An 18820-nucleotide genomic window follows, 5' to 3' on the forward strand; every position below is an offset into this window, starting at 1 on the left:
ATGATCATCAGCAAGACGCCTACGCGCCTCAGCTTTGCCGGTGGCGGCAGCGACATCGCCAGCTACTACCGCGAGCACGGTGGCGCCGTCGTCAGCGTTGCCATTGACAAGTACGTCTACCTCACGCTCCAGCAGCGCTTTGACCACAGCATCCGCATCGGTTACTCGCGCACCGAGGAAGTCGAGCGCGTCGACGACATTCAGCACCCGATCGTCCGCCACTGCCTGAACCTGCTGGGCCCGAAACAGGGCATCGAAATCACCTCGCATGCCGACATTCCCTCGAAGGGCAGCGGCCTCGGCTCGTCCAGCTCGTTCACCGTCGGGCTGCTCAACGGCTTGCAGGCCTTTCAGGGACGCCGCGTTTCGCCACAGGACCTTGCCGAAGGCGCCTGCCACGTTGAGATCGACCTGAACAAGGACCCCATCGGCAAGCAGGACCAGTACGCCGCAGCCTTTGGCGACCTGCGCATGTACCGCTTCCATCCCGATGGCACCGTCGCCGTGGAGCCGCTCATCTGCTCCACCAAAACGCTCGACCGCCTGCACCGCAACCTGCTCATGTTCTACACGGGCATCACGCGCAGCGCCGGAGACATTCTGAAGGAGCAAACGCAGGTGCTCGGCAGCAAGCAGGACAAGATTGCCACCATGCACCGCATGGTGCAGCACGCCTATGACGTGCGCCGCGAGCTTGAGGCTGGCAACCCCGACGGCGTTGGAGAAATTCTGCATGAGAGCTGGCTGCTGAAGCGTTCGCTCACCGCCAGCATCTCCAATGCGGCCATTGATTCCTGGTACGACGCGGCACGCGCGGCTGGCGCTCTCGGCGGCAAGATTCTTGGCGCCGGCGGCGGCGGCTTCCTGCTCATCTACGTCCGCCCGGAGCAGCGCGAAGCCGTCAAACAGGCCCTCAAGGGGCTGCGCCGCATCCCCTTCCGCTTCGAGCGCGAAGGCAGCAAGATCATCTTCTATCAGCCCACAACGCTCGACCCCGAGCGCGAGGAAGTCGAGGACGAAGAACAGGAGCTGGCGCGCCGCTCCGGCCTGTGAGCGACGCCCGCGCCGCTTCGCCTCGCGAAGGGACCCGATCTGTGAAAGCCGTCATTCTGGCCGGAGGCAAAGGCTCGCGTCTGGCCGCGCGCACCAACGGTCTGCCCAAGCCGCTCGTTCCCGTCGACGGCAAGCCTCTGCTCGCCTATCAGCTTGAGCTGCTGGCCCGCCACAAGGCCGACGGGGTCGTGCTGCTGTGCGGCTACGGCGCCGCGCAGATCCGCGAATACTGCGCCGACGGCTCGCGCTGGGGCCTCAACCTCCGCTGCATTGACGAACAGCAGCCGCTCGGCACCGCCGGAGCCGTCATCGCCGCGCTCGGCGAGTTGCCCGAAGAATTCTTCGTCCTTTACGGCGATACCATGCTGAACGTGGACCTTGCGCGCATGCACGCCGCGCACCGCGCCAGCCGCGCCCAAACCACTCTCTTCCTGCATCCCAACGATCATCCGCAGGATTCCGACCTGGTGGAGAGCGACCTCGCCGGACGCATTATTGCCCTGCACGGCTACCCGCACCCCGAGGGCGTATTGCTGCCCAACCAGGTGAACGCCGCGCTCTACGTGATGAACCGCTCCGCACTCGCCGGCTACAGCGTGCCGGAGTCGCCGCTCGATTTTGCCAAGCACGTTTTTCCCCGCATGCTCGCCGCCGGAGTTCCTCTGCACGGCTACCGCAGCCCGGAGTACATCAAGGACGCGGGCACGCCCGACCGGCTCGACCACGTAGAGGCCGACGTGCGCCGCGGCGTTGTCGCGCGCGGCTCGCTGGATGTGAAGCGCCCCGCCGTCTTTCTCGACCGCGACGGCACCATCAACGAGGAAGCCAGCTATATCTGGGAGCCTGCGCAGTTGAAGCTGCTGCCCGGCGCGGCGCGCGGCATTCGCCTGCTGCGTCAGGCGGGCTATCGCGTGGTCGTCGTCACCAACCAGCCGGTGGTTGCGCGCGGCACCGCCACCGAGGCCGACCTGCTCCGCATTCATGACCACATGGAGATGGAGCTGAGCCGCGAAGGCGCCTTCCTCGACGGCATCTACTACTGCCCGCATCATCCCGACAAGGGCTTTGAGGGCGAGCGCCCCGAATACAAGATCCTTTGCGAATGCCGCAAGCCGAAGCCCGGCATGCTGCTGCGCGCCGCGCGCGAGCTGAATCTCGACCTTGCGCAGAGCTGGCTCATCGGCGACCGCACCGCCGACCTGGCCGCCGCGCAGGCCGCCGGTGTGCGGCCCATCCTCGTGCGCACAGGAATCGGCGGTCAGGACCATCGCTACCCCGTGCAGCCTGAACTTATCTTTGACGACCTGCTCGCTGCCGCCGCGCACCTTGCCGCGTCCAACGGAATAGAAAGCTAACCCCCATGCATATTCTTGCCATCGTGCTTGCCGTGATTGCCGCCATCGGCACGCTCTCTTCCACCATTGTTCTTGTGCTGGCGCTGCTCGGCACGCGCTACTTTCACCGCCTGGCGCGCGAGCAGCAGCAGCTTGAGCGTGCGCTGCGCGAAGACCAGTTGCCGTTCGTCTCGCTGATGAAGCCTTTGCACGGCCTTGAGCCGCAGCTCGAAGAGAACATCGAGAGCTTCTTCACGCAGGATTACCCGGACTTTGAAGTTCTGTTCGCCGTCGATACGCCCGACGATCCCGCCGCGGAAGTTGCGCGCCGCGTCGCCGCCCGACATCCCGAGCGCCACTCCGAGGTCATCGTGCAGGGCGAGCCGCCGTGGCCGAATCCGCCCGCCTTCGCTTTCCACAACATGGCGAAGATCGCGCGCGCGCGCATCCTCGTCACCAGCGACAGCGATGTTATCGTCGAACGCGACTACCTGCGCACCGTCGTTCCGCCGCTGCTCCAGAAGAACACCGGCATGTCCACCTGCGTCTACCGCGGACTCAACACCGGCGGCTTCTGGTCGCTGATGGACGCCATCGGCATGAGCGTGGAGATGACCGCCGGAGTCATGATCGCCAATTGGATGGAGGGCATGAAGTTCGGCCTCGGCCCCACCATCGTCGTCCGCCGCGACGCGCTCAACGCCATCGGCGGTTATGCCGCCACCGGCGACTACTTCTCCAACGATTTCATCATCGGCAATTTCATCGCGGCCAAGGGCTTTGACGTGGCGCTCTCGCACCACATCATCTCGCACGTTGTGCCGCCCATGACCTTCAAGCGGATGTGGCAGCGCCAGGTGCGCTGGGCCGGCGGCACGCGCCGCTCGCGTCCCATGGGCCACCTCGGAACAGTCTTTGTTTATGCGGTTCCGGCGGGTATCCTCGCCGCCATCGCCGGAGCCATGCTCGGCCATCCGATCCTCGGCCTCGCGGTCTTGGGTTGGTCGCTCGTCAACCGCATGATTGAGTCGGTTGCCATCGGATGGGGCGTCACGCGCGACCGCGTCTGCCTCACGCAGCCCTGGCTCTATCCCGTGCGCGACCTGCTCGGCTTCGCCGTCTGGTGCGCCAGCTACCTGGAGCGCAAGATGACCTGGCGCAACGGCCAGTTTGAACTGATCGAGGATGGCCGCGTCCGCATGCGCGACCGCGAAGGCAACGTCGTCACCACGCTCGAACAGTAGCCGCACACAGCCTTACCGCAAAAACACAACGAGCCGGGCACCCGCCCGGCTCTTCCTTTACGCACCTCACTCCACACCGTCCCCTTCAAGTTGTCATCCTATTAGGAATGTCATCCTGAACAAGGTGCGCAGCCGCAGGCTGCGCACCGAAGTGAAGGACCCCCGTGACGCATACTCATCCCGTGGCACCTCAAGCTTTCTCTCCGTGCCGTCATTCGGAGGGGGCACACACCGATCCCAAAGACTCTCCATCCTCCACAAGCGCCCCAACAGCAGATCCTTCGCTGCGCTCAGGATGACACCTCTTGAAAGAGAGCAGCCACTATGACTCCGTACAACGCAGAAACAAATAAGGAGAGCCGGGCACCTGCCCGGCTCTCCTTCCGAAACTTTTCGAAACCTCTCGAAACCTTTCCTACGGTCTGTTGCTGTAAATCACTTTGCCGGAGCTTTCGCTCACCACGTAGCGCGGTGCCACCAGCTTGTCCACCTTCTCGCGTTCGTGCTGCGGAACAAACAGGAACACCCGCGTCTGCGACTGCCATGCCTGCGCCAGCTTCGCGTCGTCCACAAATATCTTCGGCGCATCCGGATAGGTTGAGCCCCACCACATCGACGTCGTATTGCCGTTCACCAGCTCAATCGGACGGTGCAGGTAGAACAGCAGCGACGAGCCGAACGACTGGTCGCCGTAGATCATCAGCCGGTCGTCGCTCTTCAGTATCGGGCGAATCTGCTCGGCCATCGTGTGCGAGCCAAGATAGGGATCGAAGCGCACCAGCGCAATGTGCGCGGCAATGAGGAAGACCATCATCGTCAGCGCCGTCGCCCAGGTTGCCGCGTAGTGCTTCGCCTTGCGGCGCAGCACAAACGCTGCCAGCGGCCCCAGGGCCAGTGCGATGGCCGCCAGAATTGCCGGCAGCCGCAGCGCTGCGAACGATTCGCCCGTCAGGTCCAGAATGTGTCCCATGGAGAGTGTGTCAGCCTGCAGGTCCGGCTTGGCCAGCACCGTGCCGATATCGGGCACGAACGCCAGTTGCCGCGAGGACCACAGCCCCGCCACCAGCACGGCGGCAAACGCGATGCTCGCCAGCGCCAGGGCACCGCTCGTCCACGCCAGCCATTTCTGCGTCGACTCTTCTTCCTCCGCCACGCGCGAGGCGATCAGCACCAGCACCGGGAAGTAGACCGGGAACGTGTAGTACTCCTGGTTGGTGGAGAGCGAGAAGAACACCAGCAGCACCGCCGCCCAGATGAAGCACACCAGTTGCGTGCGCCGCTTGAAGTCCATGGGCTGCGCCGCGCGCTTCTCACCGCTCTTGCGGCGCGCCCACCACTCCGTCACGGGCTTGCGCAGCGCCACCGGCAGATACAGGCTCCACGGGAACAGCCACACCATGTGCAGCAGCCAATAGAGCGAGTTCGTCTGCTTGTTGTAATCGTGCGGAATGCGCTTGCCCAGGAAGCGCATCACATGTTCATTGATGAAGTAGAACCAGAAAAACTTGGGATTGCGCACGCTGGCCAGCACGTGCCACGGCACGGCAATCAGCAGGAACAGCAGCAGCCCCGTCGCCAGCCGGAACTCGCGCCAGCGCCGCCACTCGCCGCTCACCGCCAGATACAGCAGCATGGCAAAGCCCACCAGCACCAGCGCCACCAGCCCCTTGGTCAGCACCGCCAGCGCCATCAGCGCGTAGCCGCCATACCAGTGCCACGCCTTGCCGTCTTCCAGCGCCGCGGTAAAGCAATAGAACGACGCCGCAATGAAGAAGCTGAGGATGGCCTCGGGGATGAAGATGCGCGTGAACAGGTAGTAGCCCACGGTCGTCGCCACAAACAGGCCGCCGTAGATGCCCGCGCGCGCGCCGAATGCGCGTCCGCCCCACTTCACCGCCAGCAGCACCAGCCCCAGCATGGCCAGCAGGTTCGGCACGCGCGTCGCCGCTTCATTGGCACCGAACAGCGTGTAGCTGAAGGACACCAGCCAGTACGGCAGCGGAGCCTTCTCCAGGTACCGGTTGCCGTTCACCTTCAGCGTCACGTAGTCGTGCGTCTGGCTCATCTCGCGCGCCGCTTCGGCGTGCGTCGAGTCCGCGTCGTCCTGCAAGGGCGGCGAGAAGATGGAACCGAGATAGATGATTGCGAATACGATCAGCAGCGCCGCAACGGCCAAGCGTGCGCCCGACTGCCACTTTGGTTGAGGGGTGGATGCCACAGAAATTGTGCTCAACGTTTACACTTTCCTTGTTCGTCTTCGTCTATCCTATCAGTGAGGGTGCCTGCTTGGCGCGTCTTGGGTTGCGCCGGCATGGGCCGCGTGACTGACCTTCTCCCAGCCGGTCGGTCCCCGCAAGTTGTATCAGACCCTCCATGAATGCGTTCCGTCCTGCGCGGCAGCCATGGCAGGGGTGCGGAATCAGGCATTGTAAACAGCATTTGGAGTCTCATGAGAAAGTCTGCTCGTAGCTTGTTCGCTGGCGGCCTGCGCCGTCATGTTTCGCGCCTTGTCGCGCTCATCGTCGCGCTCACCGTGTGTGTTGTCCTCGCTGCCGCTGCCGCCCTGGCGCAGGCCAAGCCCACCGCGCTGAATCTCAGCGTCACGGACGACAAGAGCCAGCCCGTCGCCGGTGCCACCATCGAGGTCCGCCTAGCCGACAAGCTCGTGCACACGCTTACCACCGCCGAAAATGGCAAGGTCTCCACGACGGTTGCGTCCGGCACCTATCAGGTTTCCATCAGCAAGAAGGGCTACCTCAAGGAGCAGACCACACTCACCATCGCCGCCGGTACGCCCACACAGGATGTTGATGTGGTCATCGCCGCCGCTGCGCTCAGCCAGCAGCAGGTGGAAGTCACCGCCACCGCCGAAAACCCCGTGACCGAAATGGCGCCTGTGCAGCAGACCGTGCAGGCCGTCGAGGCCAAGGAGGCTCCCGGCAAAGCCGCCACCGTCACCGACGCTCTGCCGCTCGTGCCCGGCGTGGTGCGCTCCGCCGATGGCAGCGTGCACATTGCCGCCATGGCCGAAAATCACAGCACGCTGCTCATCAACTCCGTCGACGTCACCGATCCCGCCACCGGCAACTTCGGCCTCACAGTCCCCATCGACAGCGTGGAAACCATCGCCGTCAGCGAGTCGCCGTACCTTGCACAATATGGACGCTTCACCGCCGGAGTCGTTACCGCCGAGACCCGGCGAGGCGGCGAAAAGTGGGACTACAGCATCAATGATCCGCTGCCGGAGTTCCGCATCCGCAGCGGCCACCTCGAAGGCCTGCGCACGGCTACGCCGCGCGTCAACTTCAGCGGTCCGCTGGTCAAGAACAAGCTCTATCTCGTCGAAGGCGCAGAGTATTCCATCGTCAAGTCGTCGGCGCGCACCCTGCCCTATCCGTTCAACCAGTCCACCAGCCAGGCCATCAACAGCTTCACCCAGTTGGATTACATCCTGTCGCCGACGCACACGCTCACCGGCAGCTTCCACATTGCGCCGCACTCGGTCGATAACTCCGGGCTGAATTTCTTCAATCCCATTCCGGTCACGCCCAACGCGGCTTTCCACCCGCTGACCGGCACTGTGACCGACCGGCTCGCCGTTGGCGGCGGCATTCTGCAGAGCATCTTTGCCTACACGCAGGTGAACAGCAATGTTTCGCCCAAGGGCACCGCGGACATGGTCCTCTCCCCCACGGGCAACAGCGGCAACTATTACAGCGACCAGCAGCGCCGCGCGCACCGCGTCGAGTGGATTGAGAACTTCACCACGCGCACCTACCACTGGCTCGGCACCGATCACACGCTGCACGCCGGAACCGTGGTGGCCGGAGCCGCCGACGAAGGACACTTCAACCCGCACAGTGTCATGCTGCAGGACGCGAACGGCTACCTGCTCAAGCAGATCAATTTCAGCGGCGGAGAAAAAAGCTACTCCGTGCGCGACGTGGCGCCTGCCGCCTACATTCAGGATCACTGGATGCTGACGCAGCACACCGCGCTCGACCTCGGCCTGCGCCTGGAGTCGCAGAGTGTCACCCGCACCGTCCGCACCGCGCCGCGCGCCGGCTTCATCTGGAGCCCCGACAAGAGCCAGCGCACCGTCGTTCGCGGCGGCGCCGGAGTTTTCTATGACTCCGTGCCGCTCAACGTCTACGGCTTCCGCAGCTATCCCGAGCAGACCATCACCACCTACATGGCCGGCTGCGACCCGGCGAACATCGCCGCCTGCACCATCGTCGACGGCCCGCGCACCTACGTAAACGTGGTGCAGACCGTGGCCGAGAAGGGCTTCCTCTTCGTCGACCGCTCGCAGCATGACGGCAACTTCGCGCCCTATTCCGTGGCCTGGCACATCGAGTTCGAGCGCCGCATCAATCCGCTGCTCGTCGTCCGCGCCAAGTACCTGCAGAGCATGGCCAACAACCTGCTCACGCTCAAGCAGGAATATTTCGAGAATCAGGACGCGCTGGTGCTCGGCTCCAGCGGCTCCTCGCACACGCGCCAGCTTGAGCTGACCGCGCAGATAGGCTCCACCGATAAGCGCCGCTTCTACTTCAGCTACGTTCGCCAGCACGCGCGCGGCACCGTCAATGACGCCGCCAGCTACCTCAGTGATTTCCCCTTCCCCGTCGTGCGCAGTGACTTCCACGCCAGCCTGGCCAATGAGATTCCCAACCGCTTTCTGCTCTGGGGACTCTACTCGCTGCCCATGCGCATCCGCGTGCTGCCCAAGCTGGAGCTTCGTAACGGCTTCCCGTGGCAGCCCACCACCGTCGCGCAGGATTACGTCACGACGCTCGCCGGGGCGCAGCCGCGCTTCCCGCGCTACTTCCAGTTTGACCTGCGCGTGAGCAAGGACCTCACCGTGCTCAAGACGCACGCCATCCGCCTTGCGCTGACCACCAACAACCTCACCAACCACAAGAACTACCTTGAGGTGCACGGCAATCAGGCGGATCCGCTCTACGGTACATTCTTCGGCACCACCAACCGCCGCATCACCATCGACTTCGACTGGCTGTTCTGAGGCAAGGCAGGGATTAGGGTCTAGGGGTAAGAGCTAGGGGTTAGGAATTCTCCGGGCACCCCAAGCCTGCCCTGAGCCAACCGATGCATTCGCCGAACACAGCACGTTTCATTGGGTGCCCCAGAAATCGGGTGCCCCAGGTTCGCCAAGCGTAGCGCGGCTAACCTGGGACGCGTGAATTCCAGACCGTCACTCCACACACTTCACTCCACTCCGCCCCCTTCAAGTTGTCATCCTGAACGAGACGCGCAGCCCTCAGGCTGCACGCCGAAGTGAAGGATCCCCGTGACGCATCCTCATCCCGTGGCACTTCAGGCTTTCTCTCCGTACCGTCCTTAGGAGGACGAGGATCGCGCAGAGTGCGAGCCCTTGTCCTCCGAGCGAAGTTGGGTGCCCCAGGTTCGGCGCGCCCGCTGTTGGCGCGGCTAACCTGGGACGCGAAATGCTCGCACGTCCGAACCCTTCAGACACGAAAAGGCCGGAGCATTGCTCCGGCCTCTCCTTCTGAAACCTTTCGAAACGTCTACTTCAGCATCGCCGCCAAATCCTGTTCCGGCGTCGTGATCGGCATCAGGTTGTAGTTCTCCTGCAGCAAGGCCAGCACGCCCGGCGTGATGAAGGCCGGCAGTGTCGGTCCGATGCGAATGTTCTTGATGCCGAGGTACAGCAGCGTCAGCAGGATGGCCACCGCCTTCTGCTCGTACCAGCTCAGCACCAGCGAGAGCGGCAGATCATTGACGCCGCACTTGAAGGCGTCCGCCAGCGCCACTGCAATCTTGATGGCCGAGTACGCGTCATTGCATTGCCCAATGTCGAGCAGGCGCGGCAGCCCCGCGACCGTGCCAAACTGCATTTTGTTGAAGCGGTACTTGCCGCACGCCAGCGTCAGCACCAGGCAGTCCTGCGGAATCTGCTCCGCCAGTTCCGTGTAGTAGTCGCGGCCAGAGCGTGCGCCGTCGCAGCCGCCGACGAGGAAGAAGTGGCGGATCTCGCCCTTCTTCACCGCGTCAATCACCACCGGCGCGGCGCCCAGCACGGCGTCGTGTCCAAAGCCGACGAGGATCTCCTCATCCGGCCCGTCTTCGGCAAAGCCCGGAGCGGCCAGTGCCGCCGCAATTACCTTACTGAAGTCCTTGCGCTCCACGTGCTCCACGCCCGGCCACTCCGTGGCGCCACTGGTGAAGATGCGCGCCTGATAGCTCTCGCGCGGCTTCTGGATGCAGTTTGAGGTCATCAGGATGGCACCCGGGAAGGCCGCGAATTCCGCCGCCTGATCCTGCCATGCGCCACCGTAATTGCCAGCCAGCTCCGTGTAGGCCTTGAGCTTCGGATAGCCGTGTGCGGGCAGCATCTCGCCGTGCGTGTAGACGTTGATGCCCGTTCCAGCGGTCTGTTCCAGCAGCGCGCCCAGGTCGGCCAGATCGTGTCCGCTGACGAGGATGGCCTTGCCCTTCTTCGGGTGGATGCGGACCGAGGTCGGCACCGGGTTGCCGTAGGCGCTCGTGTTCGCCTTGTCCAGCACTTCCATTACCTTCAGGTTCAGCTCGCCCACGCCCAGCGCGCAGCCCAGCAACTCCTCCGCCGTCGGATTCAGGCGGGTCAAAAAGTCCATCACCTCGTGAACCTTCGCGTAGATCGCCGGGTCTTCCCCGCCGAGCTGCCGCGCGTGCTCCGCGTAGGCGGCCACGCCCTTGATGCCGTAGGTGATCATCTCCTGCAGGTTGGCCACTTCGGTTCCGCTCGCCAGTTGGCGCGCCGGAATCGTCGCCGGCTCGGCCTGCTGCACCAGCGCGTCCACGCCCTTGGCAAACACGGCCTGCGCCGGGCCAACCAGCTTCTCCGGCGTCACGCCCTTGGCCGCGCAGGCGTTCTCGTAGAGCTTGCGGGCTTCCTCGCGCTTGGTCACGGCTTCGGCCACAATCTTGGCCAGCTTTTCGGCGTCAAAATTCACGTTGGTCAGCGTGGCAAAAATCGATTCCACCACGAAGGCATCGAGCTTGGCGTCGGCGGCGCCCATCTGGCGGGCGCGATGCGCGTACTGCGAAACGCCTTTCAGCGCGTAAAGCAGCACATCCTGCAGGGCTGCGGTGGTTTCATCCTTGCCGCAGGTGCCCAGTGACGTGCATCCCTGGCCTTTGGCGGTTTGTTCACATTGGAAACAGAACATTTTGATTTTTCCTGCCTGATCGGGAATCAGCTACAGGCAGCAGACTACGGGGCGCCCTGCCCACCCGGAATGACTTATGTCACACCGCGCATCTTCTGCCATGAAACTCCCGGATAAGGCTGTTCTGCGCCGGATTTGAATGAACCTTCACTCATGTTTTTCCTTCGCATTCTCCTTGACATCGCCTGTTTTGCCCCTGAAAATACAGCCCTCGCACATCCTTCCCGCATGCGCAAAAGCTGCCCGGAAGCCGGTGAGTGAAATCAATCGATATGCCAGCCGCAAGCAATCAGCCGTCTTCGCCCGCCCCGAACCAGCCATTCAACAAACCCTGCCAGCATCCTCGTGTTCAGGTCGTCGCCCGCAATGACGATCAGGAGTTCGTCGAGTGCGTCGACTGCCGCGAGGTCTTCGACTCCAGCGAATTCCGCGACATGTCCATTGAGGAGAACGCCCCCGAGGAAGAAGCCAGCTGACGAAGCACGTCCAAGCTGGCCCCCTCGAAATCTAGACCTGCGACTCAAGGTAATTTTTACCTACGTTACCAACGTTCACGTCTAGTAGGCCAATTCTCTAGCATGCCCTATAGAACGGTGTATACCTACTTGTAGGCGAGATCCGGCGCACCCAGCCGCATCGCCCGCAGGAACCGCTTATGACCTCCGAAAGTACCGCTTGTCGTGTCGCGCTCGTGGTGGATGACTCCATGTTGATCCGCCATACCGTGTGCCGATTCCTTGAGGAGAGGGGCTTCGTGGTGGAAGCCGCCATGAATGGCCTGGAAGCTCTGAAATTGCTCTCCGGCATACGCCCGGACATCATCGTCACCGATCTCTCGATGCCGAAGATGACCGGCAGCCAGCTCATTGGAGAATTGAAGCGCCGCCCCGAATACCAGGACACTCCCATTGTCGTGCTGGCAGCCCGGCGCAGCGCTGATGACATGGTCGAGGAAGCGCGGGCCGATCAGATCATCTTCAAGGACATCGACATCGAAGACCAGTTGGAGCGCATGCTCCAGTCCACTTTTGCTGCCAACTAAAAAGCCCTCCCCAGGCTTTCGCTGCACCCGAACATCGAAGGTAAACACTCGTCTGTGACGCTCGTGCGTGCCAGCCGCCCCGCCTGCCCTTAGACTTTCTGAGGTATGAGTTCCGGACGCATGGTGGAGATGGTGGCCAAGGCCCTGGACCGCGTTTCGCGCGTCATTCAGCGTTCGCGGGCCCAGCAGCCCGAGTCTGCGCCTGCCCAGCCCACGGCCGAAACCGGCGAACATGGCGAAGAGATCGCCTACTTCCACCTGCGCCGCGAAGGCTATCAAATTGTCGCCCGCAACTGGCGCACCCGCCGCCGCCGCGGTGAAATTGACCTGGTCGGATGGCATGACCGCGTCCTCTGCTTCATCGAGGTAAAGACCCGCTCCTCTCGCGCCGTCAAGCCCGCCGAGGCCGCCGTCGACCAGGACAAGCAGCGCGAGCTGATCGACATGGCCCGTGAATACATGCGCCGCATTCCAGCCGAAACTCCGTTCCGTTTTGACGTTGTCAGCGTCTATGTTTCAGGCGAGCAGAAAGTCGACGTGCATCTGTTCAAGAACGCTTTTTCGTGGCGTAGGATGAAGTAGACTGTACGGTTTCGCCCTCCCGCCGTTGTCGCGCTTCCTGTTTTCCGGAGCACAGGCGGAGTTACGCAAGCATCGAGGTCAAACGTGCCGGAACTGAGGAAAGACCCCATCGTCGGACGCTGGGTCATCATCTCCAGCGACCGAGCTAAGCGCCCCTCCGAGTTTGTCCACGCCCCCGTCAAACCCAACGGCGGCTTCTGCCCGCTGTGCGAAGGCCACGAGAGCAAGACTCCGCCCGAAGTTCTCGCCTACCGCAATGGCCCTGACGCCCGTCGCGACGGCCCCGGCTGGACCGTGCGCGTGGTGCCCAACAAGTTTCCCGCCCTCGGCATTGAAGGCACGCTCAACCGCCAGGCCGAAGGCATGTTCGACAAGATGACCGGCATCGGCGCGCATGAGGTCATCGTCGAATCGCCCGACCACTACTCTTCGCTCGCCTCGCTTTCGGAAGAAGCCATTGAGCGCGTCTTCTGGGCCATGCGCGACCGCATCGTCGACCTCCGCCGCGACCGCCGCTTCAAGTACATCGTCATCTTCAAGAATCACGGCGATGCCGCCGGCGCTTCGCTCGAGCACCCGCATGCGCAGCTCATTGCCCTGCCCATCGTGCCCAAGCACGCCACCGAGGAGTTGGAAGGCTCCAAGCAGTACTTCCTCATCAAGGAACGCTGCATCTACTGCGACATCATCCGGCAGGAGATGGAAGACCCCGTCCGCATCGTGGCCGAGAACAACGAGTGCGTCACCCTTGCGCCCTTTGCGCCGCGCTTCCCCTTCGAGACTTGGATTCTGCCGCGCCGCCACGAGTCGTCGTTCGAGAACGCCTCGTCGCAGATGTTCCGCGGCCTGGCTGCGGCGGTGAAGCAGTTGCTCATGAAGGCCGACGTCGCGCTCGATTCGCCCTCCTATAACCTGGTCATCCACTCCTCGCCCCTGCAAAATCAGGACAACGAGTTCTACCACTGGCATGTTGAGTTCATGCCCAAGCTGTCCAAGACCGCAGGCTTTGAGTGGGGCACCGGCTTCTACATCAATCCAACCTCGCCGGAGGAAAGCGCCCAGTTCCTGCGGCAGGCCGATGTCCGGCGCTTCCAAGCCCCTGAGCCGCCGGAAGAGTAGCCAGAGTTCTTGCATACAAACGAAAAGGGCAGCCTCTGCGGCTGCCCTTTGTATTTCCTGTGAACTTGATTAGTAGAGGTTGAAGTTAACTTCAATCAGAACCGCAACCGGCACCGGTTGGCCGTTCTTCTGTCCCGGCTCAAAGCGCCAATCGCGCGCCACCGTCTCCATGGCTTTTTCATCCAGCCCCATTCCTAGGGCCCGAACCACACGGATATCATGTGCGCGGCCATCAACGCCGACCACAGCCTGCAATACCACCAACCCCTGCCATTTTGCCTTGCGGGCCTCTTCGCTGAACTCAGGATCCGGCTTGGCCAGCACCTTCGGCGCGCTCACGCCGTTGCCCACGCGATAGGCACCGCCACCATATCCGCCGCCGTGTCCCGGTCCAACGCCCGGACCACTGCCCGGGCCTACGCCCGTCCCGCGTCCCGAGCCGATGCCAGCGCCCGAGCCTGTACCGTTCGACATAATACCCGAGAGCTTCGAGAACGGATCGCCCAGCTGTCCCTGCTGAGGCAGCGGCAGGTTCGGCGCCACCACCGTCGGCTCCATCGGGAGCTTGGGATTGTTGTTCAGCTTCACCACGCTCGGCGGGGTGAACTGTTCGGTGCTCGCCTTGGGAGGATTGCCTTTCGGAGCCGGCAGCTTGTCATTGCCGCCGCCGCCACCGCCGCCGCCCATCTCCTTGCTGCCGGGCTTCATCACCAGCGGCACGGAGTCATCCGTCAGGGCAATGATCTGCTGCACTTTGACGGGGTTCTTGGCCACGATGGTTCCCAGCAGCAGCACCAGCCCAATCATCAGGCCTTCCAGCAGGAACGAGGCGACAAACGACCCCTTCTGGACCTTGTAAGTGCCGTAGCCCTCGCCAAACAGTGTTGGCAGAACCATGTCCTGCGGCTTGATTTTTTCCGGAGTGGGCTGAGTTGTCATCGACGAATCGGGCATGTTAGCGTTCTTCAAAATTATAGACCGTGCGTCACTGCAAAAGATTCGGAAAACGCGAACGCACACTACGCATTTTCCTGGCCGGGCAACTCTCCCGCGGCGAAGGCCCACACCCGGCACCCGCCCCGCGCATATCTTCCAGTTAAGGACGCACCGCCCCACCCAAGGTAAGCAGCCACCCCCACCACAGTGCCATATCCACTTGAAACGCTAAGGGATGCAGCGGACGGCCCTTGAGCTTGCAAAGGGAACGCCGGAGTCTAGCCCCTGCCCGGAGTGTCTAGCTAAAAGACGCTGCGTGCCCCAGAGCCTTTCCTTAGCTTGCCGAAGGACTCTGCGCGCTTGCCGGGTGCCCCAGGTTCGCGCCCGTATTTGGCGCTAACCTGGGATGCAGGAACCATACACAGATACGTCACTCATCCCTCTTCCAGTTGTCATCCTGAGCGAGGTGCACAGCCGTCAGGCTGCACACCGACGCGAAGGACCCCAGTGGCGTGCGGTCATCCCGTGGCGCTTCAAGCTTTCTCTCCGTCACTTCATTTGGAAGTGTGGACACACACCGATCGCGAAGACTCCCCGTCCTTCCGCATGGCCAACGCCGTGTTTCGCGCATCCTGTCTTCGCTCGCAACACTCACTGCAAGCCGTCAACTTCTCCTGCAAGGACGCCAGCCCCCCCGCCTCCGGGTGACTCTTTGCCTCCGGGTAGCCCCGGGCTTCAGCCCGGGGTTCTCCAGCAATCACAAAAAGTCCCGCTCCTCGCCAAGGCCTGCCATGGCGTGCCTCAGCCACCTGCCACGGCGTGTCCACGTCCGTTCTCACGGCTCAGCACAAAACTCCGCGCCCGCGGTTGGCGCGTGGCAGGCCGAGTTGAGGAGCCGCGCGATCGCAACTTCCATCTTCCCCATGCCTGCCGAATCCGGCCTACCCGATCACCACGCGCTTCATGCGCTTGCCCACGCGCAGCACAAAGTCCTTCATCTCCGCCGGAATCTGCACGTACAGCTCCGTCGCCTTGTTGCCGTCCACGGAGACCGCGCCTTCCTTCACCTTGCGCGAAGCCTCGGCGTTGGAGGCCGCCAGCCCTGCGTGCACCAGCACCGCCGCGAGCTTGGCCGAGCGCGAGCCGTTCTCGCCCGCCTGCAGCATTGCCGCCTCCAGCGTCACTTCCTCCAGATTCTCCGGCACTTCGTCCTTCTGGAACTGCTTCGCCCAGTTTGCATCAGCCTCTTCGGCTGCGGCCTTGCTGTGGAAGTCGGCGATGATGCGCTTGGCCAGGTCTTTCTTGGCCTTCATCGGATGCAGCTTGCCAGCCGCCACGTCAGCCTTCATCTGCGCGATTTCAGCAACCGTTGCATCGGTCAGCAGCTCGTAATAGCGCCACATCAGCTCGTCGCTGATTGACATCAGCTTGCCGAACATCTCCTGCGGCTCTTCCGTGATGCCCACGTAGTTGCCGTAGCTCTTTGACATCTTCTGCACGCCGTCGAGCCCTTCGAGCAGCGGCATCATCAGCACGATCTGCGGCGTCTGCCCGTACTGCCGTTGCAGCTCGCGGCCGCACAGCAGGTTGAACTTCTGGTCCGAGCCACCCAGCTCCACGTCGCACTCCAGCGCCACGCTGTCGTAGCCCTGCATCATCGGGTAGAGCAGTTCGTGGCAACTGATCGGCTTCTCTTCCTGGAAGCGTTTGCTGAAGTCTTCGCGCTCCAGCATCTGCGAGACCGTGAACTTGGCCGCCAGCCGCACAAAGCCCTCGTAGTTCAGCTTGAACAGCCACTCCGTGTTGTAGCGAACCTCGGTCTTGTCCTTGTCGAGGATCTTGAAGACCTGCGCCTTGTAGGTTTCGGCGTTGGCGTCAATCTGCTCGCGCGTCAGCGGCGGACGCGTGGCGTTGCGGCCCGTCGGGTCGCCAATCAACCCGGTGCCGTCGCCGATCAGGAAGATGACCGTGTGGCCCATGTCCTGGAAGTGCTTCAGCTTGCGGATGAGCACGGTGTGGCCCAGGTGGAGGTCGGGCGCCGTCGGGTCAAAGCCGGCCTTGATGCGCAGCGGTCGGCCGCTCTTCAGCGACAGCTCCAGGCGTTCGCGCAGGTCGCTCTCGCGGATGATCTCCACCGAGCCCTTGCGCAGGTATGCTAGTTGTTCGTCTACGGGTTTGAATTGCGGCATAACGTAATGATTATTGCAGATTCGCCTTCAACAGACGATGATGTTCCGTCGCGCCGAACTCCCCACGAGGCCCGCATCCATGACGGTCATCCACGAACCTGGCTCGTTTCTCTCCGACGACGGAACCAGCATCGCCTACACCCGCATCTCCACCGAAGAGGAGCACCCGCCGCTGGTCATCAGCCACGGCGCACTCACCGACCAGCGTGACTGGTTCATGGTGGCCGAACGGCTCGCCGCGCAGTACACCGTCTACGTCTTTGACCGCCGAGGGCGCGGTCAGAGCGGTGACCACCAGCCCTATCAGTTCGCCTCGGAGATTGCCGACCTCGACTGCATGATGCGCAAGGCCGGCAATGACGCGCAACTCGTCGGGCACAGCTTCGGAGCCTCGCTCGCCCTTGCCTGGGCCGTGCAGAGCGGCTACCCGTGGCGGCTGGTGCTCTACGAGCCTCCCACCTCGCACGGCGGACAGATGAGCCGAGGCCTGCTGCCGCAGTTGCGCGCACTGCTCGCCGCCAATGCCACCGACGACGCCTACCAGCTTGTGGCCGCCGAGATCATCCGCACCCGGCAGGAGGACATCGACGCCTTCCGCCCGCACCCGCTCTACAAAAAGCAGTGCTCCATGCTGCCGGTCTTCGTGCGCGAGGCCGAGGCCATCGACAGCTTCCGCCCCTCGTACGACGAACTATCGGCGCTCCGCTGCCGCACGTATTTCCTGCTTGGCGAACTCACGCAGCGGCGTCCTCTGCGCAACTCCACGGCCGCACTGCTCGAGCGCATCCCCGGCGCGACGGTGCTGCCCATCGCAGGCCAGCGCCACATGGCACACCTCGCCGACCCGGAGCAGCTCTCCCGTCTCATCGCCCGCGCGTTGAGCATGGAGTAGCGCCGTCCTTTGCAAATCGTCATTCTGCGCAGCCTGTTCTGCAGGCGACGAAGAATCTGCTGTGATTGCTTCCCGCGTGACTGCTTCTTGCGCACCCGCTTCCCGCGCATTGCCGAAGAATCCTCTTTTCCCTTGTCATCCTGAACGAGACGGCAGCCGTTAGGCTGCACGTCGAAGTGAAGGACCCCAGTGACGCGCACTCGCCCCGTGGCTCTTCAAGCTTTCTCTCCGAAAACGCCCTCTGAGGAGACGCACCTGACGCGCGTCAGCCTCTGGGCGGGGAACCATGAGCGCTAACTTTCCTCCTCACTCAACTCCTTCCTCCCCGCTACAGGAGCAAGCGATCACGGCACGCCGCATATCACCTGCCTCCGGGTAGCCCCGGGCTTCAGCCCGGGGGATATTCCCTGCCCCAGAGGATTCCGCTCCTCACCGAGGTCTGCCATGGCACAACCTTGCCAACTCCCGCAACGCATTCACCTCCGCACTGCCTCGTCAACGCCATGCCCCCGCGCCCGCTGTGGGCGCGTGGCAGACCGAATTGAGGAACCCGCGCGTTTTGGCCTCGCCACGCCCGCTTGTTATAGTCGGTCATGCTCAAAGTGAAGTTGCTCTCCCCCTCGGCCAAGGCTCCCACCATCGCGCATCCGGGCGAAGACCTCGGCTACGACCTGTTCTCCGCCGCCGACGTCACGCTCCCCGCGCGCGGCAACGCCATTGTTCCCACCGGCGTCGCCATCGAGCTGACCTCCGCCTCGGGCGAGCCGCTCGGCGCGCTGCTCCGCGACAAAAGCTCCATGGCCGCCCGCCGCTTGACCTGCACCGGCGGCGTCATCGACTCCGGCTACCGCGGCGAAATCCGCGTGCTCATCGAGAACCTTGGCGACACCGAGGCCGTCATCCACGCCGGCGACAAGCTCGTCAATCTCATCCCCTACCCCGTACTCACCACGCCGGTCGAAGTCTGCGACGACCTCAGTGCCAGCAGCCGCAACGACGGAGGCTTTGGCTCCAGCGGCAGAAAGTAGTGTTCATCGCGCGCGTTTTCTGCTTCACTGTTGGCCGTGCGTGAACACCTGCTCTTTGCGTGCCCCATAGCCTGCGCTGAATTTGTCGAAGGGTTCGCGAATCGCACTCGGGTGCCCCAGAGCCTGCCCTGAGCTTGTCGAAGGGGTCGCGAAGCTAACCTGGGCTGCCCCCCTCGGAAGGCTTCGGCGATCAACGCGAGCCTAACCT

The 18820-nt window shown here is 63.2% G+C and carries 14 protein-coding genes; 10 read left to right on the forward strand and 4 right to left on the reverse strand.

Annotation, left to right across the window (positions count from 1 at the left end):
* From AC6IZO_RS09330 to AC6IZO_RS09340, 3 genes are read left to right on the forward strand one after another with little or no spacing between them, the layout of a single operon-like run.
* Positions 1 to 1053, forward strand: a complete 1053-nt coding sequence (locus AC6IZO_RS09330) for a GHMP family kinase ATP-binding protein (RefSeq protein ID WP_497804523.1) — start codon at positions 1 to 3, stop codon at positions 1051 to 1053.
* A 41-nt stretch (positions 1054 to 1094) separates the two neighbouring features.
* Positions 1095 to 2408, forward strand: a complete 1314-nt coding sequence (gene gmhB, locus AC6IZO_RS09335) for a D-glycero-beta-D-manno-heptose 1,7-bisphosphate 7-phosphatase (RefSeq protein ID WP_497804524.1) — start codon at positions 1095 to 1097, stop codon at positions 2406 to 2408.
* Between the two features lie 5 nt (positions 2409 to 2413).
* A complete protein-coding gene (locus tag AC6IZO_RS09340) occupies positions 2414 to 3631 on the forward strand; it encodes a glycosyltransferase (RefSeq protein WP_497804525.1) in 1218 nt (405 codons plus the stop codon).
* 415 nt (positions 3632 to 4046) lie between these two features.
* Here the strand turns inward: AC6IZO_RS09340 and AC6IZO_RS09345 are convergent, their stop codons facing one another.
* A complete protein-coding gene (locus AC6IZO_RS09345; RefSeq protein WP_497804526.1) occupies positions 4047 to 5864 on the reverse strand; it encodes an ArnT family glycosyltransferase in 1818 nt (605 codons plus the stop codon).
* A gap of 216 nt (positions 5865 to 6080) precedes the next feature.
* On the opposite strand from AC6IZO_RS09345, the gene AC6IZO_RS09350 reads away from it, so the two are divergent.
* Positions 6081 to 8657, forward strand: a complete 2577-nt coding sequence (locus tag AC6IZO_RS09350) for a TonB-dependent receptor (protein ID WP_497804527.1) — start codon at positions 6081 to 6083, stop codon at positions 8655 to 8657.
* Positions 8658 to 9180: 523 nt separating this feature from the next.
* Here the strand turns inward: AC6IZO_RS09350 and hcp are convergent.
* Positions 9181 to 10824: a hydroxylamine reductase gene (hcp, locus tag AC6IZO_RS09355; RefSeq protein WP_497804528.1), complete on the reverse strand. Its 1644-nt coding sequence runs from the start codon at positions 10822 to 10824 to the stop codon at positions 9181 to 9183.
* A gap of 257 nt (positions 10825 to 11081) precedes the next feature.
* Here hcp and AC6IZO_RS09360 point away from each other — a divergent pair, with 257 nt between their 5' ends.
* The 4 genes from AC6IZO_RS09360 (at position 11082) to galT (ending at position 13567) form a co-directional block, all read left to right on the forward strand.
* A complete protein-coding gene (locus AC6IZO_RS09360) occupies positions 11082 to 11300 on the forward strand; it encodes a hypothetical protein (RefSeq protein WP_497804529.1) in 219 nt (72 codons plus the stop codon).
* 179 nt (positions 11301 to 11479) lie between these two features.
* Positions 11480 to 11866 carry a response regulator gene (locus AC6IZO_RS09365; protein ID WP_497804530.1) on the forward strand — a complete coding sequence of 129 codons (387 nt, stop codon included), beginning with the start codon at positions 11480 to 11482 and terminating at the stop codon, positions 11864 to 11866.
* 105 nt (positions 11867 to 11971) lie between these two features.
* Positions 11972 to 12448 (forward strand): YraN family protein, encoded by a 477-nt coding sequence (locus AC6IZO_RS09370; protein WP_497804531.1) that lies wholly within the window; start codon positions 11972 to 11974, stop codon positions 12446 to 12448.
* A gap of 84 nt (positions 12449 to 12532) precedes the next feature.
* On the forward strand, positions 12533 to 13567 hold the full coding sequence (galT, locus tag AC6IZO_RS09375; protein ID WP_497804532.1) for a galactose-1-phosphate uridylyltransferase: 1035 nt from the start codon (positions 12533 to 12535) through the stop codon (positions 13565 to 13567).
* A 69-nt stretch (positions 13568 to 13636) separates the two neighbouring features.
* Here galT and AC6IZO_RS09380 read toward each other — a convergent pair whose 3' ends face one another.
* Positions 13637 to 14521 (reverse strand): energy transducer TonB, encoded by an 885-nt coding sequence (locus AC6IZO_RS09380; RefSeq protein WP_497804533.1) that lies wholly within the window; start codon positions 14519 to 14521, stop codon positions 13637 to 13639.
* A gap of 923 nt (positions 14522 to 15444) precedes the next feature.
* Positions 15445 to 16692 carry a tyrosine--tRNA ligase gene (gene tyrS / locus AC6IZO_RS09385; RefSeq protein WP_497804534.1) on the reverse strand — a complete coding sequence of 416 codons (1248 nt, stop codon included), beginning with the start codon at positions 16690 to 16692 and terminating at the stop codon, positions 15445 to 15447.
* 79 nt (positions 16693 to 16771) lie between these two features.
* Here tyrS and AC6IZO_RS09390 point away from each other — a divergent pair, with 79 nt between their 5' ends.
* Both AC6IZO_RS09390 and AC6IZO_RS09395 read left to right on the forward strand, forming a co-directional pair.
* On the forward strand, positions 16772 to 17584 hold the full coding sequence (locus AC6IZO_RS09390; RefSeq protein WP_497804535.1) for an alpha/beta fold hydrolase: 813 nt from the start codon (positions 16772 to 16774) through the stop codon (positions 17582 to 17584).
* A 593-nt stretch (positions 17585 to 18177) separates the two neighbouring features.
* Entirely contained in the window at positions 18178 to 18612 is a 435-nt protein-coding gene (locus tag AC6IZO_RS09395) for a dUTP diphosphatase (RefSeq protein WP_497804536.1), read from the forward strand.
* Positions 18613 to 18820: the final 208 nt, after the last annotated feature.

It is taken from the genome of Oryzophilus luti (assembly GCF_059726245.1).